This window comes from Flavobacterium pectinovorum (assembly GCF_006438875.1).
Taxonomy (GTDB): domain Bacteria; phylum Bacteroidota; class Bacteroidia; order Flavobacteriales; family Flavobacteriaceae; genus Flavobacterium; species Flavobacterium pectinovorum_A.
In genome coordinates this window covers 147,316-168,142 of the sequence record NZ_RCZH01000011.1, presented here as the reverse complement: position 1 = coordinate 168,142, position 20,827 = coordinate 147,316, and the positions used below count along the sequence as shown (strand labels likewise).

Genomic DNA, 20,827 nt, shown 5'->3' with positions numbered 1-20,827 from the left:
GGAGAACAACAACGATAAAAAATAAACTAAACCATAAACCAAAAAAATGACTTTCATTAAAACAATTTCTACATTTTTAATTACGCTTTTATTAGTAACAACAACTTTTGGACAAGAATCCAAACCAAAAACTAAAATTTTATTAATTGGGACTATTCATTTTGAAACTCCACATACAGATGAATTTGAATTAAAAGTGGACGATTTTTTTAGCGCTAAACGACAAAGTGAATTAGAAAATTTAACTAATGTTCTTTCTCAAACAAAAGCGACTAAAGTAATGATTGAAAGACCATTTGAAAATCAACGTTCTGTCGATAGTTTATATAATTTATATTTAGCAGATCAATATAAACTTACAGTTTCAGAAAGAGAACAAATTGGCTTTAGGTTAGCTAAAAAATTAAAATTAAATCAAATAAACTGTGTAGACAAATTCTATGGACTGTCAGATAGCTTAATGGGTGCGACCGCAAAAGAAAATAATCAACTTTATTTGCTAAAAGATTTAGGGACCGAGGCAAATTTAATGGTGAAGGATTTTGATAATAAATTGAAAAAAGGCACAATAACCGATGTTTTAAAATACATAAATAAACCCGAAGAATTAAAAAGAAATTTATCAATTTATCTAAAATTTATGGCAAAGATTGGAGCTGGTAAAAATTATGCCGGAGCAAAATATGTATCAGATTGGTATTTAAGAAATCTTGCTATTTATTCAAATATTATGAATCAAGTTAAACCTTCGGACAAATATGTTATTTTAATTTTTGGGCAAGGACACATTCCTATATTAAAACACCTACTACAAAATAATGACGATTTTGAAGTCATTGAATTGAATAGCCTACTATAATTCTGATTTATATAAATAGTAATTTAAGTAGAAACTTTAGAATTAAAAACCGAATTCGTATATTGTTCTGCTAAAATTAAATTATGGAGGAATATAAATTTTAAGATATCGGCTTTCAAACATTTTTTAGTTCATTTTAATAGAAATAGTCCAGATTATGAAAAATTCATTAATGCTCTTCTTAGCATTCTTAGCATTCTTAGCTTTTACAGCGTGCTCAAAACATGAAGGAAAAAAAAATATTGCCATCACCGGAATAGATTCCACATTGCGACCTGGTAATGATTTTTTTAAATATGTAAATGGCAAATGGTATGATTCTGTAGCAATACCTGCATCTCAAGCCGGAGTTGGTACCTATATGTTTATGAATTTCCCGCAACGAATGCGCCTGCAGGGAATATTAGACAGTATTTCGCAAAGCAAGAATCCAGCAGGAAGTATAGCCCAAAAGGTAGGAGACTTTTATGCATCAGGTATGGATACTGTAACTATTGATAAACGCGGTTATACACCTATCAAACCGCTGCTTGCCAAAATTGAAGCCATTAGCGATTTACCATCCTTAATGAACTTTGTGGTTAATGAAGAAAAAGTGGGCAATTCCTCTATTATTGGTTTTGGAGTTTCACCCGATGAAAAAAACAGCAGTATGAACATTGCCCAAATTTATCAAACGGGTATTGGCTTGCCTGACAGGGACTATTATTTCAAATCAGATTCATCAACTCTTGCCATACAGAAATCGTACAAAAAATACCTTGCTACATTATTTCAACAAACAGGCAGTAATGTCAAAGAGGCTGAAAAGAATGCTAATTTGGTTTACGATATTGACAAACAACTTGCCGTTTCGCATAAAACAAAAGTTGAACTTCGCGATGTGCAGGCAAATTACAATAAATTGGCTTTGACAGATCTTGTAAAAAAACATACCAACATAAACTGGGGTGCTTTTTTAAATACTTTAGGAGCTCAAACAGATTCTATTAATGTAGGTCAGCCTGCTTATTATGATGCCCTGAATAAGCTTTTAAAAACCATTCCCATCAGTAATTGGAAAATTTACCTGAAAGCAAATTCTATAGAAAGATATGCAGATGATTTAAGCAAACCTTTTGCAGATGCCTCCTTTGAGTATACCAAAGTACTTTCTGGTCAGGCTGTTCAAAAATCACGTGGTGAAATAATGGCTAATGTCCTTGACAATTATTTAGGCGAGGCGTTGGGTGAATTGTATGTAAAGAAATATTTTTCGGAAGATGCCAAAAAACGTATGTTAGTCCTCGTGAATAATCTGCAAAAAGCATACGGTAAAAGAATTGATAAATTGGAGTGGATGAGTCAAAGTACCAAACAAAAAGCTAAAGAAAAATTGTTTGCCATGACCAAGAAAATAGGATATCCGGATAAATGGAGGGACTATAGGAATGTAAATATAGCCAGAGGTACTTATTTTGAGAATATGGTTTCGGCGGCTACAGAAGCGTATCAATTTCAATTGGCAAAATTGGGTAAACCGGTCGATAAATCAGAATGGTTTACAACAGTTCCAACAGTTACGGCATATAATAACCCTACTGCAAACGAAATTGTTTTTCCTGCAGGTATTTTACAACCCCCATATTTTGATAATACTGCAGATGATGCGCTTAACTATGGAGGTATCGGAATGGTTATAGGTCATGAAATAACTCATACTTTTGATGACCAAGGTGCTCAATATGACAAAGATGGAAACCTAAAAAACTGGTGGACAAAAGAGGATTATGCAAAGTTTAAGTCAAGAATACAACAGGTTATCAATTTGTACAGTACCTATACTGTTTTAGGCGATCTGCACATTAATGGCGCGATGACAGTTGGCGAAAATACGGCGGATATTGCGGGAATAGCAGTTGCCTATGATGCTTTTAAAATGACCGAGCAAGGAAAAGGAAATGCAAAAATTGACGGTTTTACTCCAGATCAACGCTTCTTTATTTCTATAGCCAAAATATGGAGAGTAAAAATGAAAGACGAGTTCCTGCGTTTGTGGATTAACAATAATCCACATTCTCCACCAAATTGGCGTGTTAATGGACCTCTTATGAATACTACGCCTTTTTATGAAGCATTTAATGTGAAACCTGGAGATAAAATGTTTTTGCCGAAGAAGGATAGAATAACAATTTGGTAATTTCGGTCTTCGAAGTTTGACTATAAAAAACTGCGCAAATGTCTCTGAACTTTGCGCAGTTTTTTATTTCTTAGAAATTTTATAAAAGTATCCAAACTTTTTCCATTTTAGCTGAAATAAAAAAGCTCCAAATTTCTCTGAAGCTTTATTTTGATATTTTTTATAAATGATTATTTCGTAATTTAAATTTCTATATATGAATGAGAAATATTCCTAAATTATTTATTGATTAATTTTTCAATCCTTGCCATCATTTCATCTTTTTCTTTCAGCATGCGTTCAAACAAAGCAATCTTTTCTTCATGAAGTTTTTTTAATTCTTCAACAGAATTGAAATTGAATGTAGAATTAGGATTTGCAACACAAGCATTATCTCCAAAAGTATTCGAAATGATATTTATTGCCTGTTCCTCATCAAAATTTTGAAAAGCTTCAACAGGAATGTTTAATATATTTGAGATTTGTTTAAGCAGATTATCTTCAATTACATCTTTTTGCTCCAGTATAGAAATTTTCTTTTGATTCCAGTCATTTCCCAGATCAAAAGCCAATGCTTCCTGTTTGATGCCAAGCATTTCTCTAAAACGTTTTACGTTTCTTCCCTGATGTATTTTCTGTTCTATAATGAATATCAATTTTCTGAAGGCTCAAAGATAAAGCCATTTGGCTTAAAAATTTTGAATTTCAAAGATAAAAAAATATCATTTAAATATCAGTTTTTTCAGATGTTATATACCTCGTTTTTCGAAGTGTTTTCATGAAAAGTTGCACAATCCCGAAAGCCATCGAAACTGACTTTGCGCATTTTTTTGTTTCTTAGAAATTTTAAACCCGAAAAATCTCGTATCTTTAATTCCCAACCTCGCCAAGAGCCAGAATGTTAGCGGCTATCTTATAAAAATCGTATATGAAAGAAAATTGGTTATTTATAAAAACTCCAGATCATTATGGGAAACCTGAGATAATTCAGTTTAATAAAAATAGTATTGATTTTTTTAACGTTGAAAAAAGTGATGCAATTTATTTAATAACAATCGTAAACGAGAATAGAAGTGAAAAAATAAGCGAAACGGAACATAAATTTATAAATCAAAATCGAATTAGGTTTTTTAGAAATGGAAAAATTCACAAAGTTTTAAGTGATGAAAAGTCTATAAATGAAGATTGTATATTCGAAAATGATTACGAAAAACTAATCGCTACTGAAACTAAATTGACAGAAAGTGAAATTCAGAATTTAAAGTTTGAATTTAATTGGAATGGAGAAAAAGTGAATGTTRGGTTCAATGAAGTTTTGGACTCACCAGTTATACAAGAAATAAACAAACGTTTGAATAGAGAAGGAACCAGAATTATGCTAGGAAAACTAAATGAAACGTTATTTCTTTCACTTTGCACGGATATTTATTTTGATAAACTAATTCCAATAAAATATGTAGACAGACAAAAGATGATTTTATATGGTTTCCCAAAAGAACCTTATGAAATTAATTGTCCAATAATTGAATAAAAAAAAGCTGATAACAGCTACATAATAATGGATTTGTGCAATTGACTTAATGGAAAATTGGTTTTGTATTTGGGATGATTTGACAAATCTAAAATAAAAGGCTTAATTTAGTCCCAAACCTGCTGTAGTCCCAGAACGGTATGTGGCATTTTAGAAAAACAGTAGGAAATACATTAACCAAAAGAAATTACTTAAATTAAATTCACTTGAAAGAAGAAAACTTTTATTCAAACAAATTAACATCATTTTTATTACTTTTAATTTCTTCAATATTTGTTATTGCAGGAATATTTTTGGGTGACAAATTGATTAATTTTGAAGGAAAGCTATTTAAAAGTGTAATTTTAATTTTTGTTTTTTTGTTATTTTCGTTTGGAATTATTTTGTCGCTTTTATTATTGACGAGAAAAAAGCCCCTTTTAACAATTACAAATAGTCAAATAATAATTCATAATGCTTTGATTTCAACTAGAACCATTCAGATTGATAAAATAAAATCATTTTTTATCGTTAATAATCATTATCGAGGAATTAAGACAAATAGACAAATATTTATTGAACTGAATAAACCAACAGAAAAATATACTAAAACGTGGTTTTATAGATTTCTAAATAAAATAAGCAAACCAACTGCTAACTCTCAATATTCTATTCAAACGGATTTTTTAAACATTAAACAACAGAAATTACTCGAACTGTTAAATAAAAAGATAAAAAACACCGTATAACAGCCGTTTGGTGAGATTGGGGTTTTAAGCTAAATTAAAGATGGTTTCGTACTTGGGAAGAAAAATCTCGCTTCTTTATTCCCCAACCTCGCCAACCGCCAGAATGTTATGCAACATTTTACCAAATGAGAATATTCGACTTTCTTAAGAGGTTTTAGCTATGGCTTTTGCAAAATTAGCAAGAGAAAGGAAAATCATTAATTTTAATACAAACAAATCACTCGAGTTAATGTTTAACGGCATTTCGGATGAAAAATATTGGATAGAACAAATTAAAGTATATATGATTGTTGACAAATGGACTAATAAAAAAAGTGCTAGAATATTACTGGAAAGAAGTTGACTTTGGAAGAAAAAACGTTGCATAACAGCTACTACAACGGATTTGGGAATTAGCTTAATGCGGAGTTGGCTTTGTATTTGGGATGATTTGGCAAATCCGAAAAACGGGATTAATTTAGTTCCAAACCCGCTGTAATACTAGAACATTAGCCGTAATATTCACTTAGAAAACAAAAAAATGAAATTGAAAATTACTTTACTATTATCACTTAATTTATTTATTATTGGTTGTGGTAATTCACAAAAAAAATATGATACTGTGTATTATGAACAAAAATTAAATTCTCCGACAAAAAACACAGAAGCATTAAAATACTATACAGAAGGATATAATGAGTTTCATAATGAGAATTATGTAGAAGCAATCAAAAATTATAAAAAAGCTATACAAATAGATTCTAATTATACAGATGCAATTGATAATTGTGCATTATCGTTTCGTAAATTAAATAAATTAGATGATGCCGAATATTATTATAAGCTATCATTAAAAAAATTACCAAAAAATGAACTTGCAATGCATAATTTGGGATTAGTTTATATGTTTAAAAATGACTTTAAATCAGCAAAAGAAACATTTAAAAAGCTAGTGAAAAACAATCCAAAATATGGAGATGGATTATATAGTTTATCTGAGGTTTATTTAAGAGAAAACAATAATGATTCTGCAATAGTTTATAGTAAAAAGGCGTATGAAGTTTGGAAAGATAATAATCCTGAATTTTCAGCAGATGCATTGTATTATACAGGAATTGGTTACCTTCAAAAAGGCGATAAAAAGAAAGCAATGGAATATTTTATAACTGCCAACAAACTTGGAAAAAACATAAGTCCTGAAATACAGAAACAACTAATGGAAAAATAAAATACTACGGCTAACAGCTACTACAACGGATTTGGGCAATTGGCTTAATGGGAAGTTGGTTTTTGTTATTTGGGATGATTTGGCAAATCCGAAAATAGGGCTTAATTTAGTCCTAAACTGCGTGTAGCGCAAGAACGTTATGCGACATATTAGAAAAAAAACTAAACGGAAATAATGAAAATCTAGATTTTAAATGAAGAAAATTTTATACCTAACATTAGGTTTGTTTTTTGGAATAAACTTTAACTCAAAAGCACAAAATATAACACAAACCAAAACCGAACTGAATAAAGCTTTATGTAAAACTTGGAAAGCGGATTATGCGATTATGAATGGAATGAGAATAAATCAATTACCAAATAATATTGCCTTTGAATTTGAGTTTAGTTCTGATAATACCTATTTAGTAATCAAAGAAAAAACTAAACAAAAAGGAAAATGGGCTTTTAATGAAAAGAAAAAATACATTGATCTTACAATTAATGACAAAACAAATTCACGCATAACTAAAATCAATGAAAATGAACTCATTTTGGTTTTAGTTTCTGACGGAAAAAGCAATCCCCCAGGTTTACCAAATATGGAAGTATATTGCAAAACTAAATAGAAAATACGTCACATAGCAGCTACAACGGATTTGGGCAATTGGCTTAATGGAAAATTGGTTTTGTATTTGGGATGATTGCTTCGCCTGTTCGCTATCGCTTGGGTGGCAAATCTGAAAACAGGGCTTAATTTAGTATCAAACTCGTTACAATTTTAAAAAACGATGTATAAAAAATTAATATATAGTGTAACAGAGTGCAATAACTATTTGTATTTCTCATTTGATGCCGAATACTTTGACACAATAGAAATTACGGAGAAACTAAATATTGAACCTACTTCTGTAATGATAAAGAAAGAGCCTGTGCCGAAATCTACAGCGTGGATCTATAAAATTGATTTAGAGACTTTCCTTAAAAAACTGATTGACATATTTGAACCTAAAATAGAAATCATAAAGAATCTAAAGGACAAATTAAATTTAAGTACAACGATACAGTTTGTGATTGACATAGATATTAATCCTGATTCATCGACACCGTATTTCGGACTAAACAAAAGAACCATTGATTTTTTAGCAAAAACCGAAACAACAGTTGACTTTGATCTTTACAAAGCGGATCCAATTGGAATATTGGAAAAACAGAATGAATAAAAAAACATTCTCCAAAGTGCTCTCGTGAAAAGGTAAATATCTCTAGACTTTGTGCGTTTTTTTTGCCTCGTAGAATTTGTAAACCTGATAAAAGTCTCAGACTTTTTACTTTTATTTTAAAACAAAAAAACTCCAGATTTCCCTGAAGCTTTGTCTTATTAGCGGGAAGCATCGAAATATCTGACCAGATTATCTTGGATTATTGCAGTGTTTTAGGATGTGCATCTTACTTTTTTCTCTATTTTTGTTTGCATAGCCACTCATGCAAGTGCCAAAAATCATCAATCAAATTTAAAGCCCTTTAATAGTTTGTAGTGAAAAACTATATATTTGAAAATAAATAATGTGTGAAATTTATAACACATATCTACGCAAATTTGGATGGCTTTGTGTGATTTTGTCACATATAAATAAGTTGCCAGTTACATTAAAGAAACAATAGTGAATAATACGATTTTAGCATTAGAAAAATTAAAAAGCACAGAAAAATTCTCAAGCGAAGAATGGGAAAATCGTGGATTGAATTCTTCAGAAAAAAGTCTATGCATTACACTTGAAAATTCTTTTAATGATTTACTAACGAATTTAATTTCTGCAAATAATACAAAAAAATCGGATAAAGAAATTGAGAACATATTTGAACGCCATTTCAAGGAAATTAAATCTGACGAATTAGATACAGAAGAAAAAGAATTTGTTTTGGATTATTTTGCTGAGATTGCCACAATTTTAAACATTAGGAGTATTAATGAAAAATTAAACTTCTGGACATACGGAATTGAAGCTTATGATCATGAGGAAGTCGAAAGAAAAGCTTCGGAAAAAATATTAGCAGAAGAAAAGAAAAGACATGAAATTCTTTCTATATTATGTCAAAAATGTAAAGTTCAATTGGAAACTTTTATATTGGAACGAGATAATGAAATTCCTACTTTTGAGTTTGACATAATTAAATGTATAAAATGTTCAGAACTCAATATTCTCGATAAAGGCTGTGGAATAAAAAGATATAGATTTCTAAATTATGAACTAATAGAAGAGTTGTCAAAAGAGGAATATGATTTGCCGAAAGCTTTACAAAGATTAGAACAATTAAAAATGAGAATAAAGGCAACTGAATAAAGGTTACAACAACGGATTTGAACAATTGGCTTAATGCAAAAATGGTTTTGTATTTAGCATGATTTGGCAAATCCGAAAATAGGGTTTAATTTAGTCCGAAGCCCGTTGTAGTTAAATAAATGTTATGCGCCATAATTTCAAATCCAGTAAAATGAGAAACATAATCATCCTAAGTATACTCGTATTCATTTCTTGCCAAAAAAAAGAAGTTGAAAAACTAGTGAAATTAGAAGAAGAAATGAGAACTAAAGACGTTGTAGGAACTACTGATTTTCATAAAATTGGTTACAGCGTAAAGGAAAATTATTTGGACAGCTTAGCGAAGCATATAAACCCTAATCGAAAATATAAATATTGGCAATACGTTGCGTATAATCAAAACTCTAGTTCAGAAACCTATACTGTTTTAAAACAAGGCGGAGATTCTATATTGAGAAAAAAAATAAATGAAAAACCAAGACCAAATTATAACGTTGGAATTTTCTTTGGAGGACATCCAAATTTTCGCTGTAATTATGTTGTGATAATTGATAATGGCAGAGTAAACAGCTTAAAAACTGAAGAACAATTTCGCGATTTCTTAGGAACAATTGATAATCTTGAAGAAGCGATTCTTTTGGCAAGGACTTATGGCTATGAGTTAGATAATGATATTCGAGGAAGTGAGTACAGAAATTTGCAAAATGGTTTTGAATTGCATCTTATGAAATATCATGAATTTCCAACCCGAAGAGAGTCTGTTGAAATAAAAATTAGTAGAGATGGATTTATTAAGACAAAGAGTCTTGGAATATATTGCGAAGGTTTAAATTGCCGTTGATAAAATATTACGTCGCTTAACAGTTACTACAATAGATTTGAGTAATTGGCTCAATAGAAAGCTGGTTTTGTATTTGGGAATATTTAGCAAATCAGAAAATAGGGCTTAATTTAGTCCCAAACCCACTGTAGCGCGAGAACGTTAGTAGTAATAGTAAATCTAAGAAGTATGAAACTGTTTTTAAGACATGCGGAATTAAATGATGTTGAATTTATAAACAAACTATCTAATCAATTAGGTTATAAATCAACAATTGAAAAAACACATAATCGACTTTCCGAAATTTTAAATAATGTTGATAATTGTATTTATGTAATTATCGTTAATGAAAATATTATTGGTTGGATTCATGGTTTTTATTCTCTTAGAGTTGAATCTGAGTCTTTTGTAGAAATTGGGGGTCTAATAGTAGATGAAAATTACCGAAGAAATGGGATCGGAAAAATTTTAGTTAAAAAAGTAATCGAATGGGCTCACTCAAAAAAGAGTAATAAAATCAGAGTAAGGTGTAATACACTTCGTAAAGAAACCCATATTTTTTATAATAGAATTGGTTTTATTGAAACGAAAGAGCAAAAAATATTTGACATGAACTTAGGTTAACACAAGCAACTACTGCTAACAGCTACTACAACGGATTTGGGCAATAAGCTTAATGGGAAGTTAGTTTTGTATTTGAGATGATTTGGTAAATCAGAATAATGGAATTAATTTAGTCCCAAACCCGCTGTAGCGCCAGAACGTTAGCTGTCAGTTTGAGAGAATCGAAAATACATGAATATATTCAACTTTTATACAAGTAAAAAGCATTTAAAACAATTTGAAATGAAAATTGCAGAATTGTTAAATAATGAGTTTCCAGAATTTAAAAAAGTAATTGAAATATCTAACCTTTCCGGAATCCACTTTACAGTAAAGCCTCAAGGAATTTATTTGAATAGAAGTTATAGTCCTAAAGTATTTGAAGAAATAAGAAGAAATCATAATACATCTTTCCATTTAAATGGAATTCTTGTTTTCGAAAAAAAATCCAAAAAGCATATTCCTTTAAAGTTACATTATTTTCATAATTCTTTGACAAGTATAAACATTGATGATCCGAAAAATTTTCATAGAAATTTTGACTTAAATAACATAAAAATTGAAGAAATTGAAATCGGATATTTAAAAATACAAAATTCAGATAAAGAAATTGTTTTGAAAGTTCTTAAGAATAGTAATGAAGAAAAACTAAACCTGTTGGATGTTGAAAATGCCTTTGAAATTGAAATAGACGAAAAACTTTTTTATACTATTTTAGATATGGAAGATGGAAACTACATTGCAGTTGATAAGCAAGGAAAAGTCTATCGGTTAAACCACGACCACAAGGAAAGAGTTATAAAAATAGCAGAAAATCCAAATGATTTTTTCAAAATATATAACGGACAAAAATCAGAATTAGAAAATATTATGAACGAATAAAACCGAACGCATAATAGCTACGACAACAGATTTGAGTAATTGGCTTTCCCGAAGTATCGGGAGGAAAGTTGGTTTTCTATTTGGATGATTTGGCAAATCCGAATAATGGAATTAATTTAGTCCCAAACTGCTTGTAGCGCGAGAACGTTAGCGGTCATGCTAAAAGACATACCTCAAAAGACAATAAAATGAATAGAATAATTTACGTTTTGGCATTAGCACTTCTGACAAGTTGCTCAACACTAACAAAATCGGTTAAAAATGAATCGGTATTCAGCATTGCTTTGGACACGTTGACTTTATTAGACCAATCAAGAAACAGGGAAATTCCAATTGCGATTTATAAGCCACAAACTAAGCATCCGCAAATTGTACTCATTAGTCATGGTTATAGTCAAAACGAAGGCAGACCCTATTTAGGCTATTCAGATCTCGCCAACTTTATGGCATCAAAAGGGTACTTTGTCGTAAGTATTCAGCACGAACGTCCTACAGATAGTTTAATTCCTGAAAAAGGAATTCCGCAAATTGTAAGGCGACCATTTTGGGAACGAGGAGCAGACAATATTTTGTTCGTAATAAACGAATTAAAAAAATCAAATCCTGAAATAGACTTCAAGCATATCACACTCATAGGACACTCAATTGGTGGAGATATGACCGCATTATTCCCTCAAAAATATTCAGGCATTGTTTACAAAATTATTACGTTTGATAATAGGCGTATGGCTTTACCGAGAACAACTTACCCAAAAGTATATTCATTGCGTTCAAGCGACCAACCTGCCGATCCAGGTGTTTTACCTACAGAAGCCGAACAGAAAAAATATGGAATAACGATTATAAAGCTGCCTAACACTATTCACAGCGACATGTGCGATAACGCAACTGATAAGCAACGTGAAGAAATAAGAGATTATGTATTGACGTTTCTGAAGGACTGAAAAATAAGAATAAAAAACTGACAATTTAAGCAATGCTTAAACCTCGCTCCCCGAAGAGTTCCAAGTTATGCGAATGTCTCCTGACTTCGCACCGGCAATCTAAATCAAATTTTAGTATATAAACAAAAAAGCTCCAGATTTCTCTGAAGCTTTTTCTCTTAGTAGCGGGAACAGGACTCGAACCTGTGTCCGCCGCGGCGGATATAAGCCCGACAAATTATAATTGGGAAATAAGATTTTTAATAAATTCTCTTCCAATTCCTGTTTTTAAATATTTTTCTCTTTTTAAAGCTTCAGATTTAGAATTGAAGAATTCAACATGCACAACAGTCCAAGGTCTAAATTTTAAAGTATATCCTTTTATTTCAAGAATATTATGAGATTTGAATCTTTCAATTAACTTAGAAGTATAACCAGTATAATTTTTATTGAATTTTTCAGAATAAAGAATGTAAACCACAAATTCTTCCATAAATGCAAAGTGTTATAAACGAAAAAACACCAACTTTTTCAAGTGGTGTTTTCTTTTCCGTAGCGGGAACAGGACTCGAACCTGAGTCCGCCGCGGCGGATATGAGTCAGGCGAGCTACTGGTTTTCAATAAGATTTTTAATGAACTCCCTTCCAATTCCTGTTTTTAAATATTTTTCTCTTTTCATCGCTTCAGATTTTGAATTGAAAAATTCTACATGAATTACTTTCCAAGGTCTAAATTTTAAAGTATATCCTTTTATTTCAAGAATATTATGAGATTTGAATCTTTCAATTAAATTAGAAGTATAACCAGTATAATTTTTATTGAATTTTTCCGAAAAAAGAATGTAAACAACAAATTCTTCCATAAATGCAAAGTGTTATAAACGAAAAAACACCAACTTTTTCAAGTGGTGTTTTCTTTTTAGTAGCGGGAACAGGACTCGAACCTGTGACCTTCGGGTTATGAGCCCGACGAGCTGCCTACTGCTCTATCCCGCGATGTTTCGGGTGCAAAGATACGCCGTTTTTTGAGAAATCCAACGAAAACTTTAAAAAATGTTTTATTTTCTGTATTGAGTTGATATGACTACCTTTGCAAAATAAATAGTACACAAATGTCACATAAAGCAGGTTTTGTAAACATCATCGGGAATCCAAACGTTGGAAAATCAACATTGATGAACGCCTTTGTTGGAGAAAGATTATCAATCATTACATCAAAAGCACAAACAACTCGTCATCGTATTCTTGGAATCGTGAATGGCGAAGATTTTCAACTTATATTATCGGATACTCCCGGAATCATTAAACCCGCTTATGAAATGCAGGAATCGATGATGAACTTTGTAAAATCGGCTTTTGAAGATGCTGATATTCTGGTTTACATGGTCGAAATAGGGGAGCAGGACTTAAAAGATGAAGCTTTCTTTAATAAAATTATCCATGCTAAAATTCCGGTTTTGTTGTTGTTGAATAAAATCGACAATTCAAATCAGGAACAATTAGAGGAACAAGTAGCATTCTGGACTGCAAAAGTGCCAAATGCTGAAATTTTCCCAATCTCCGCTTTACAGAATTTTAATGTTCCGGAAGTTTTCGGGAGGATCATCGAATTGTTGCCGGAATCTCCGGCATATTATCCAAAAGATCAATTAACAGACAAACCGGAACGTTTTTTCGTAAACGAAACTATTCGTGAGAAAATCTTACTGAATTACAGCAAAGAGATTCCGTATGCAGTTGAAATCGTTACGGAAGAGTTTTTTGAAGACGAAGCTATTATCAGAATCCGTTCGATTATTATGGTAGAACGCGAAACTCAAAAAGGGATTATCATTGGACATAAAGGTGCAGCTTTGAAAAAAGTGGGCGTAGATTCTCGTGCTGATTTAGAGAAATTCTTTGGAAAACAAATTCACATTGAACTAGTTGTAAAAGTGAATAAAAACTGGAGAAGCAATGCTAATATGCTTAAAAGGTTTGGATATAACCAGTAAAGAGTTTTCAGTCGCAGTTTCAGTTTTCAGTTTTAAAATTGGAATACTTAATTGTTTAAAGTTTCAGGTTTCAAGTTTGAAATGAGAAATTGGAACGGGTAAATTGTTTCAGGGTTTTGAAAGACATAACGTTTAGAACTGAAAATTGCGACTGAAAACTGAAAACTGGATTTTTAGCCCTGATAGAAGAGGAAATCCTTTTGTGACGCTTTTTAGCGGACCAAAAGATTGAAACGGATAGCAGGAAATAGCTCCAAAAAACAATCCTAAAAATAACAGGAAAAATAATAAAAAACTTAGGTAATTAGAAACTTAGTCCCGAAGCTTCGGGATAGTCACTTTTTTAACTACCTTTGCAAAAAATTAAAATAAAGCATTTTAGATTGATAAGTGATAGAATTTTAGGGAACTAGAATCTAAAATCTGCAATCTAAAATCTAAAATTCAAAAAAATGAATAACATTGTTGCGATAGTAGGAAGACCTAATGTAGGGAAATCAACCCTTTTTAATAGGCTGATACAAAGAAGAGAAGCTATTGTAGATTCGGTTTCTGGAGTTACCAGAGATAGAAACTACGGTAAAAGCGAGTGGAACGGAAAAGAGTTTTCTGTAATTGATACCGGCGGATATGTTCGCGGATCTGATGACGTATTTGAAGGAGAAATTCGTAAACAAGTGGAGCTTGCTATCGATGAAGCAGATGTTATTATTTTTGTGGTTGATGTTGAGGAAGGTATTACACCAATGGATGATGTTGTTGCGCGTTTATTGCGTAAAGTAACAAAACCGGTTTTATTGGCTGTAAATAAGGTTGATAATGCGATGCGTGAGAAAGACGCTCTTGAGTTTTATAATCTTGGTTTAGGAGAATATTTTACTTTTGCAAGTATTTCAGGAAGTGGAACCGGAGATTTATTAGATGCTTTGATTGACTCGTTTCCGGTAAAACCAGAACCAGTTCAGGAAGAAGTTGTTTTGCCTCGTTTTGCTGTTGTTGGACGTCCAAATGCTGGTAAATCAAGCTTTATCAATGCGTTAATTGGTAAAGAACGTTTCATGGTTACGGATATTGCGGGTACAACTCGTGATGCAATTGATACAAAATTTGACCGTTTTGGTTTTGAATTCAACTTGGTTGATACTGCGGGAATCCGTCGTAAAGCTAAAGTTAAGGAAGATTTAGAGTTTTACTCCGTAATGCGTTCTGTACGTGCGATTGAGCATGCAGATATTTGTATCTTGATTATCGATGCTACACGTGGATTTGAAGGTCAGGATCAGAGTATTTTCTGGTTGGCTGAAAAAAACCGTAAAGGTGTTGTAATCTTGGTTAACAAATGGGATTTAGTTGAAAAAGATACCATGTCGACTCGTGATTATGAAGCTAAAATTAGAGAAGAATTAATGCCTTTTACTGATGTGCCAATTTTGTTCGTTTCGGCTTTAACGAAACAACGTTTATTGAAAGCATTGGAAGCTACGGTTCAGGTTTTTGAAAACAGAAAACAAAGAATCCCAACTTCTAAATTCAACGAATTTATGTTGAAGGTAATCGAAGCTTATCCGCCGCCTGCAACAAAAGGTAAATATGTAAAAATTAAATATTGTATGCAATTGCCAACGCTAACGCCTCAGTTTGTGTTTTTTGCAAATATGCCTCAATATGTTAAGGAACCATATAAGAGATATCTTGAGAATAAAATTAGAGAAAATTGGGACTTTTCAGGAGTGCCAATCGATATTTATATCAGAGAGAAATAAAATTTTCTTTTACAAAAATAAAAAGCAACATTTCAAAGTTTGAAATGTTGCTTTTTTTGTTTACATTATTTTCTAGACTTGATTTTCATCATAGAAAAAAAGTTGTTCTAGAGGTGAACCTCCGTCAGAATCACCATAATCTCCATCGTGTTTTCTGGTAGAAGAATATAATTTCAGACTGTAAGTACAGCGTTTTAGATTATTATTGCTTGGTGGCGCATTTAGAGGTGAATCGTTATTTATTCTTTTAAGTAATACTGAATCGATTACTCCGTCTAAAACATCTCTGTCTATAGCAGGACTATTGCTATTTAAGTGCAAACGGCCAGATGCTAAATAAGGATGATATAAGGTGTATTTTGCATGTATTACACCATTAATTGGAGAACAAAGGGTACTTTCTTCCAACTCTTTTACAGACAATTTTCTATAGATAGGGTTGTTGTTCATAATAACAGAGTTCAATATTTTTCCGCCTGATAATGGTCCAAATTGGTTGGCAGGTTTATTGATTACTTCCCTGATTTCAAAACGAATGGAGAATTTTTCGATTCCAATATTATTTGCATCGGGAATATCTTGTCCGGGACCAAAAATATCAGGAACATTTGGTGCGCTGGTGAGCGCCGCGGTATTCATACTGATAAGTGTATCTTCTTCAATAAGATTATAAAGAGCTAAATCAGCAGCTGTTAAACCAGCATTTATCAATGCTCTTTCAATGGCGTGATTTACATCAAACCAGCCTTCAGTATCAAAATCACTTTGGTCGCTGTACACCGTAATTTGATTGTGAATAAGAGAAAAAACTTTACGAATCAATTTTGAAACCACGCCTGGAACAAATAAATTAGGATGCAATCCAACAATTTTTGTAAAGCTTGCTGCCGGAGGAACGTCAACTGTATTGTCATTTGCAAATGTGGTATCACTCACTGAAAAACGATATTCGATAGGATGTCCGGCTGCTGATTTTAAAGCGGCTTGTCCCGTTAAACGGATGGTTGAAAATAAAACATTTTTTCCGGAACCTGCATAGCCTTCAGCATCAAAATCTCCTGGATCAGTTCCGAATGATGAACTAAAAGCGTTTCCAATTCCTGTCCAGGCACTTGGGAAAGGATCTACAGGATCTATCACGGCTATATCTGAGCATAAATTGACACATAGACAATAGCCTACATTTTTGCGTGCATCTGCTTTGGTTTCATCTACCAATTTTATTCCGCCTAATTCAGCTTTGAAATATACATCAGGACCACTTTGAAAAGAAAGGAAATTGGGATCAGTTTCTATATTGAACCAAGGTGATAAAAAGGTTTTCTTGAAATCTACAGACGAATAATCGATTCTAAAATGTCCGTTTGCATCTGTTGTATCAGATCCTAAATTGTCATCCGTTAGAAAATCGGCATCCATTGCAGTAACTTTTGCATTAGCGATAGGTTTACCCGTTTTGCAATTCATTAAATGTCCGCAAATAACCCAGGCATCAAAAAAGTGACCTCTAATATAACACCACCATTTGTAGGCAATGGCATATTCCCATCTGTAATCTTGGTTTTCAACTTGTTGTTCAAGTTCTGAACGCATTGATAACGTGGTGATGTGAAACTGTACTACCTCTTCTCTTTTTGGTTTTGGAAATTTGGGAGGAACTGTTCCGCAAACAAAATCTATATCTATATCAGAATTTAAATGTCTTTCATCGATTGCAAATTCAAAATTGCCTTTGGCATCCGTTTTGGTTTTGCCAATAAATAAATCTTGTCTTTGTTTTGCTTCGTCTTTTGATACAAAATGAAACGCTTCTTTTGCATTTGTAACCTGATCCTCTGTGCGAGTTTCTCTTCTGTATGGAAGATAGAAGAGAATTTCAACTTCAGATATATCTTCAATACAATCTTCGCATACATATCCTCGTAAGGAACCTTTAAAAATATTTTTCATGGTAATTTGGTTTTAATAGTCTTCACTAATTTCTTTTTTGGTTTTCTAAGATGTCTTTTCAGAATCTTTATAAATCTTTGTGTCCTATAAATTCTACATCGCAAAGGTTTTGTATTTTTATAAGATAGAAGTAAGGTTATATACTGTTTTTGTCAGGGTTATTTTCCCCTTTTTACAGACGTTTTTAGGAGATAAAAATCAAAATAAAAAATGATTGCCGGAGTTGTGGACTAATTTTTGAGATAAAAAACCTAATAAAAATTCAAATACGACGTTAAACCTTTCGATCCTTTGTTAGTCTTAATGCTATAACTAACCATTTCTTATGACCAAATCTTTCGCTTATTTATTGTTTTTTCTTCTTCTTTTTTCTTCGGCAAATGCCCAAAGCAATGATATTGTTATAAAAGGAACCATCATTGATATCAATACACAGCTTCCTCTGGAAATGGCTACCGTTTATTTCTCGACTGTTAAAGATTCGACCGTTATTGAATATGCAACAACGGATAAAAATGGCGTTTTTAGAATAAATACTAAAAAAATAGAGAAACCTGTTTTTCTAAAAGTGAATTATATGGGTTATCAGCCTTTGGTTGAGGAGCAAAAAGGAATTTTGGAAAGTAAAGATTTCGGAAAATTATATTTATTAGAAAGTGTAAATGCCTTAAACAATGTTGTTATTAAGACAGAAGCACCGCCAATCACAATTAAAAAAGATACCCTGGAATTTAATGCGGCTTCGTATAAAGTTCGTCCGGATGCCAATGTCGAAGCTTTATTGAAACAATTGCCTGGCGTTGATGTGGATAATGATGGAAAAGTTACCGTAAACGGAAGGGAAGTAACACAGTTTTTGGTCAACGGAAAAACATTTTTTGATAAAGATGGTGCTTTGATTCTAAAAAATCTGCCAGCCGATATTATCAAAAAAGTTCAGGTTTCAGATTTTAAAACCAAGAAAGAAGAACTTGCCAAACAAGAATCGACTTCTGATAATTCGACTATAAATTTGACGATTGACGAAAAGAAAAATAAAGGTTTCTTTGGGAAAATCCTTGGCGGATATGGTTCTGATGATCGTTACGAAAGCAGTTTGATGCTGAATTTTTTCAAAGATCAGCAAAAAATTAGTGTTTTGGCATCGTCTAATAATATCAATTCGACAGGTTTTTCTATGGATGATGTATTTGATAGTATGGGCGGCGGGAGAAATAGTAAGAACGTCAACCAAAGTTCCGGTGGAGGAAAAGGAATTACGCAATCTAATATGGCAGGAATTAATTATTTTGATGCATGGTCTAAAAAATTAGATGTTACGACCAGTTATAATTTCTCGAACTCGATTAATAATAACGACAGTAAATCAAATCAGGAGAACTTTTTGCCAACCGGAAATATTCTAACGGCATCAGATTCAAAAACAAGAAATGAAAATACGGGAAACAAAGTCAATTTAGAGTTAGATTACAGAATTAATCCAACAACTCATATTTATATTGCGCCGACTTTCAATCAAACCAGAACAAATGGTGATTCAAAATCAAGTACGGCATCTGAGGATGAAAACGGACAGGCATTGAACGAAAGCAAATCGGAATCTAAAAGCGAAAGCACAAATAATAGTTTTATCAATACGATTAATTTCAATAAAACATTCAAAAAAGAATCTCGTAATCTAAGTGTGGTTTTTAATAATAATAACAGCAGAAACGATTCGAATGCACTGAATCTCTCTCAAACGATTTTTTATCAGGACAGCAAACCAAACGACGACCGAAATCAAAACAGTAAAAATAATACCAGTTCAGATTCTTATTCTTTAGATTTGGAATATACAGAGCCTATTACAGATTCGTTAAAAGCTAGATTTGGTACTGATTTTGACTGGTCGAAAACAATAAACGATCAAAAAACTTTTGATTTTGATGCGGCTACAGAATCGTATTCAGATTTGAATTTATCGTTGACGAATTATATTAGTTCGCAGCAAAATTCAGTAAGTCCGAACGTGGGAATTACTTTGAAAAAAAGTAAATTAGTAATTAATCTTACTTCCAAAACTTCTATTATTAATTATGATAATCATTCGTTATACGCAGGAAATTCGACTGATTTGAATAAAACATATGCTTTGCCTTTTGCAAATGCCTTAATACGATATAAGTTTAGCCGTTCTAAAAATCTGACTTTAAAATTTGATTATTCGAACGCGCTTCCAAGTGCAACCCAATTATTGCCGGTTCTTAATTTAATGAATCCGCTGAATACCGTAATCGGAAATCCAAATTTGAATCCGATAGAAAAGAATAGTGCCGGTATCGATTTTAAGAACTTTGATTTTAGAACACGTTCCGGTTATAGTATGTTTATCAAAGCAGATTATTATAACAATGATGTTGTTTCGACTTCAGTTTATGACGATAGCGGAAAAAGAACAACCACTTACGCCAATATATCAGGAACTTACATCGCCTCAATTGGCGGAAATTGGAATCAATCCTTAAAAAGAGATGCGCACGTTTTGAGATATGGTTTAGGAATCAACGGAAGTTATTCGTTTGATAAAGGTTTTACAAATGCCGTTTTATATAACGCAAAGTCAACGGCTGTTACACCAAGAGTTTATTTGACTTATGAATATGGCGAATTGTTTTCGATTTCGCCATCATACAGTTTCACCTATAATGAAACCAATTATGAGAATTATACGCGCGATGCGACTTCAAATGTGGTCCACAGAATCAATTTGCAGACAACTAATTATTGGCCGTTAAATTTTATTTTCGGAAATGATTTTGGTTATACCTATAATTCTAATATTTCGGGTGATTTCAAGAAAGATTTCTTCCTTTGGAATACAAGTTTGTCGTATGGATTTTTTGAGAAAAAGTTATATGCAAAAATTAAAGTTTATGATGTACTGAATCAAAATCAAAGTGCTACAAGAACCATTTCGGCAACCTCAATTAGGGACGAAGAAAACACAGTTTTAAAACGATACGTAATGTTTTCGCTAGCCTATAAAATAGGAAATTTTGCAGCCGAAAAAGGTTCGAAGAAAAGGCGGAATTAAGGTGCTGAGGTTCTGAGGTGCTAAGTTTTTC

Annotated in this window: 19 protein-coding genes and 1 tRNA gene; 15 read left to right on the top strand and 5 right to left on the bottom strand. The window is 32.1% G+C overall.

Features of this window, described 5'->3' with window-relative positions; all coding sequences use genetic code 11:
* Positions 1 to 46 precede the first annotated feature (46 nt).
* Together EAH81_RS17060 and EAH81_RS17055 are read left to right on the top strand one after the other, a co-directional pair.
* Positions 47 to 859 carry a DUF5694 domain-containing protein gene (locus tag EAH81_RS17060; protein ID WP_140509320.1) on the top strand — a complete coding sequence of 271 codons (813 nt, stop codon included), beginning with the start codon at positions 47 to 49 and terminating at the stop codon, positions 857 to 859.
* A gap of 157 nt (positions 860 to 1,016) precedes the next feature.
* Entirely contained in the window at positions 1,017 to 3,038 is a 2,022-nt protein-coding gene (locus EAH81_RS17055; RefSeq protein ID WP_140509318.1) for a M13 family metallopeptidase, read from the top strand.
* 218 nt (positions 3,039 to 3,256) lie between these two features.
* Here EAH81_RS17055 and EAH81_RS17050 read toward each other — a convergent pair whose 3' ends face one another.
* Positions 3,257 to 3,661 carry a helix-turn-helix domain-containing protein gene (locus tag EAH81_RS17050; protein WP_140509399.1) on the bottom strand — a complete coding sequence of 135 codons (405 nt, stop codon included), beginning with the start codon at positions 3,659 to 3,661 and terminating at the stop codon, positions 3,257 to 3,259.
* Between the two features lie 284 nt (positions 3,662 to 3,945).
* Between EAH81_RS17050 and EAH81_RS17045 the strand changes: the two genes are divergently transcribed.
* From EAH81_RS17045 to EAH81_RS16995, 10 genes are all read left to right on the top strand, one after another.
* On the top strand, positions 3,946 to 4,548 hold the full coding sequence (locus tag EAH81_RS17045) for a hypothetical protein (RefSeq protein WP_140509315.1): 603 nt from the start codon (positions 3,946 to 3,948) through the stop codon (positions 4,546 to 4,548).
* Positions 4,549 to 4,754: 206 nt separating this feature from the next.
* The gene (locus tag EAH81_RS17040) at positions 4,755 to 5,276 is read left to right on the top strand and encodes an STM3941 family protein (protein ID WP_140509313.1); all 522 of its coding nucleotides are present in this window, start codon (positions 4,755 to 4,757) and stop codon (positions 5,274 to 5,276) included.
* A gap of 526 nt (positions 5,277 to 5,802) precedes the next feature.
* Complete coding sequence (locus EAH81_RS17030; RefSeq protein WP_161595822.1) at positions 5,803 to 6,483, top strand: tetratricopeptide repeat protein; 681 nt, start codon at positions 5,803 to 5,805, stop codon at positions 6,481 to 6,483.
* Positions 6,484 to 6,676: 193 nt separating this feature from the next.
* The gene (locus tag EAH81_RS17025) at positions 6,677 to 7,090 is read left to right on the top strand and encodes a hypothetical protein (RefSeq protein WP_140509306.1); all 414 of its coding nucleotides are present in this window, start codon (positions 6,677 to 6,679) and stop codon (positions 7,088 to 7,090) included.
* A gap of 162 nt (positions 7,091 to 7,252) precedes the next feature.
* Positions 7,253 to 7,684, top strand: a complete 432-nt coding sequence (locus tag EAH81_RS17020; RefSeq protein ID WP_140509304.1) for a DUF4279 domain-containing protein — start codon at positions 7,253 to 7,255, stop codon at positions 7,682 to 7,684.
* 441 nt (positions 7,685 to 8,125) lie between these two features.
* Positions 8,126 to 8,806, top strand: a complete 681-nt coding sequence (locus EAH81_RS17015; RefSeq protein WP_161595821.1) for a DUF4844 domain-containing protein — start codon at positions 8,126 to 8,128, stop codon at positions 8,804 to 8,806.
* A 151-nt stretch (positions 8,807 to 8,957) separates the two neighbouring features.
* Positions 8,958 to 9,626, top strand: coding sequence for a hypothetical protein (locus EAH81_RS17010; RefSeq protein ID WP_140509299.1), 669 nt, complete (start codon positions 8,958 to 8,960; stop codon positions 9,624 to 9,626).
* Positions 9,627 to 9,794: 168 nt separating this feature from the next.
* Positions 9,795 to 10,229 carry a GNAT family N-acetyltransferase gene (locus tag EAH81_RS17005; protein WP_140509296.1) on the top strand — a complete coding sequence of 145 codons (435 nt, stop codon included), beginning with the start codon at positions 9,795 to 9,797 and terminating at the stop codon, positions 10,227 to 10,229.
* 222 nt (positions 10,230 to 10,451) lie between these two features.
* Positions 10,452 to 11,090 (top strand): hypothetical protein, encoded by a 639-nt coding sequence (locus EAH81_RS17000; protein WP_140509294.1) that lies wholly within the window; start codon positions 10,452 to 10,454, stop codon positions 11,088 to 11,090.
* Between the two features lie 188 nt (positions 11,091 to 11,278).
* Positions 11,279 to 12,034, top strand: coding sequence for an alpha/beta hydrolase family protein (locus EAH81_RS16995; RefSeq protein WP_140509291.1), 756 nt, complete (start codon positions 11,279 to 11,281; stop codon positions 12,032 to 12,034).
* Positions 12,035 to 12,251: 217 nt separating this feature from the next.
* On the opposite strand, the gene EAH81_RS16990 is transcribed toward EAH81_RS16995, so the two are convergent.
* The 3 genes from EAH81_RS16990 to EAH81_RS16980 all read right to left on the bottom strand — a co-directional run bounded on the left by EAH81_RS16990 (position 12,252) and on the right by EAH81_RS16980 (position 13,009).
* Positions 12,252 to 12,506 carry a GIY-YIG nuclease family protein gene (locus tag EAH81_RS16990; RefSeq protein WP_140509288.1) on the bottom strand — a complete coding sequence of 85 codons (255 nt, stop codon included), beginning with the start codon at positions 12,504 to 12,506 and terminating at the stop codon, positions 12,252 to 12,254.
* 115 nt (positions 12,507 to 12,621) lie between these two features.
* On the bottom strand, positions 12,622 to 12,876 hold the full coding sequence (locus EAH81_RS16985) for a GIY-YIG nuclease family protein (protein ID WP_140509286.1): 255 nt from the start codon (positions 12,874 to 12,876) through the stop codon (positions 12,622 to 12,624).
* 60 nt (positions 12,877 to 12,936) lie between these two features.
* Positions 12,937 to 13,009: transfer RNA gene (locus tag EAH81_RS16980), tRNA-Met, on the bottom strand.
* A 116-nt stretch (positions 13,010 to 13,125) separates the two neighbouring features.
* Here EAH81_RS16980 and era point away from each other — a divergent pair.
* Both era and der read left to right on the top strand, forming a co-directional pair.
* Complete coding sequence (gene era, locus EAH81_RS16975; RefSeq protein ID WP_140509284.1) at positions 13,126 to 14,007, top strand: GTPase Era; 882 nt, start codon at positions 13,126 to 13,128, stop codon at positions 14,005 to 14,007.
* Positions 14,008 to 14,459: 452 nt separating this feature from the next.
* Complete coding sequence (der, locus tag EAH81_RS16970; protein ID WP_140509281.1) at positions 14,460 to 15,770, top strand: ribosome biogenesis GTPase Der; 1,311 nt, start codon at positions 14,460 to 14,462, stop codon at positions 15,768 to 15,770.
* Positions 15,771 to 15,842: 72 nt separating this feature from the next.
* Here the strand turns inward: der and EAH81_RS16965 are convergent, their stop codons facing one another.
* Positions 15,843 to 17,720 carry a hypothetical protein gene (locus tag EAH81_RS16965; protein WP_140509279.1) on the bottom strand — a complete coding sequence of 626 codons (1,878 nt, stop codon included), beginning with the start codon at positions 17,718 to 17,720 and terminating at the stop codon, positions 15,843 to 15,845.
* Between the two features lie 325 nt (positions 17,721 to 18,045).
* Here EAH81_RS16965 and EAH81_RS16960 point away from each other — a divergent pair, with 325 nt between their 5' ends.
* Positions 18,046 to 20,796 (top strand): outer membrane beta-barrel protein, encoded by a 2,751-nt coding sequence (locus EAH81_RS16960; RefSeq protein WP_140509277.1) that lies wholly within the window; start codon positions 18,046 to 18,048, stop codon positions 20,794 to 20,796.
* The last annotated feature ends 31 nt before the right edge of the window (positions 20,797 to 20,827 follow it).

Bases quoted from the DNA above. Each gene is read 5' to 3' on its own strand.
- EAH81_RS17020 (WP_140509304.1), top strand. From the start codon at position 7,253: ATGTATAAAAAATTAATATATAGTGTAACAGAGTGCAATAACTATTTG.
- EAH81_RS16960 (WP_140509277.1), top strand. From the start codon at position 18,046: ATGACCAAATCTTTCGCTTATTTATTGTTTTTTCTTCTTCTTTTTTCT.
- EAH81_RS17005 (WP_140509296.1), top strand. From the start codon at position 9,795: ATGAAACTGTTTTTAAGACATGCGGAATTAAATGATGTTGAATTTATA.
- EAH81_RS16990 (WP_140509288.1), bottom strand. From the start codon at position 12,506: ATGGAAGAATTTGTGGTTTACATTCTTTATTCTGAAAAATTCAATAAA.
- EAH81_RS16995 (WP_140509291.1), top strand. From the start codon at position 11,279: ATGAATAGAATAATTTACGTTTTGGCATTAGCACTTCTGACAAGTTGC.
- era (WP_140509284.1), top strand. From the start codon at position 13,126: ATGTCACATAAAGCAGGTTTTGTAAACATCATCGGGAATCCAAACGTT.
- EAH81_RS17000 (WP_140509294.1), top strand. From the start codon at position 10,452: ATGAAAATTGCAGAATTGTTAAATAATGAGTTTCCAGAATTTAAAAAA.
- EAH81_RS17010 (WP_140509299.1), top strand. From the start codon at position 8,958: ATGAGAAACATAATCATCCTAAGTATACTCGTATTCATTTCTTGCCAA.
- EAH81_RS16985 (WP_140509286.1), bottom strand. From the start codon at position 12,876: ATGGAAGAATTTGTTGTTTACATTCTTTTTTCGGAAAAATTCAATAAA.
- EAH81_RS17060 (WP_140509320.1), top strand. From the start codon at position 47: ATGACTTTCATTAAAACAATTTCTACATTTTTAATTACGCTTTTATTA.
- EAH81_RS17025 (WP_140509306.1), top strand. From the start codon at position 6,677: ATGAAGAAAATTTTATACCTAACATTAGGTTTGTTTTTTGGAATAAAC.
- EAH81_RS16965 (WP_140509279.1), bottom strand. From the start codon at position 17,720: ATGAAAAATATTTTTAAAGGTTCCTTACGAGGATATGTATGCGAAGAT.
- der (WP_140509281.1), top strand. From the start codon at position 14,460: ATGAATAACATTGTTGCGATAGTAGGAAGACCTAATGTAGGGAAATCA.
- EAH81_RS17055 (WP_140509318.1), top strand. From the start codon at position 1,017: ATGAAAAATTCATTAATGCTCTTCTTAGCATTCTTAGCATTCTTAGCT.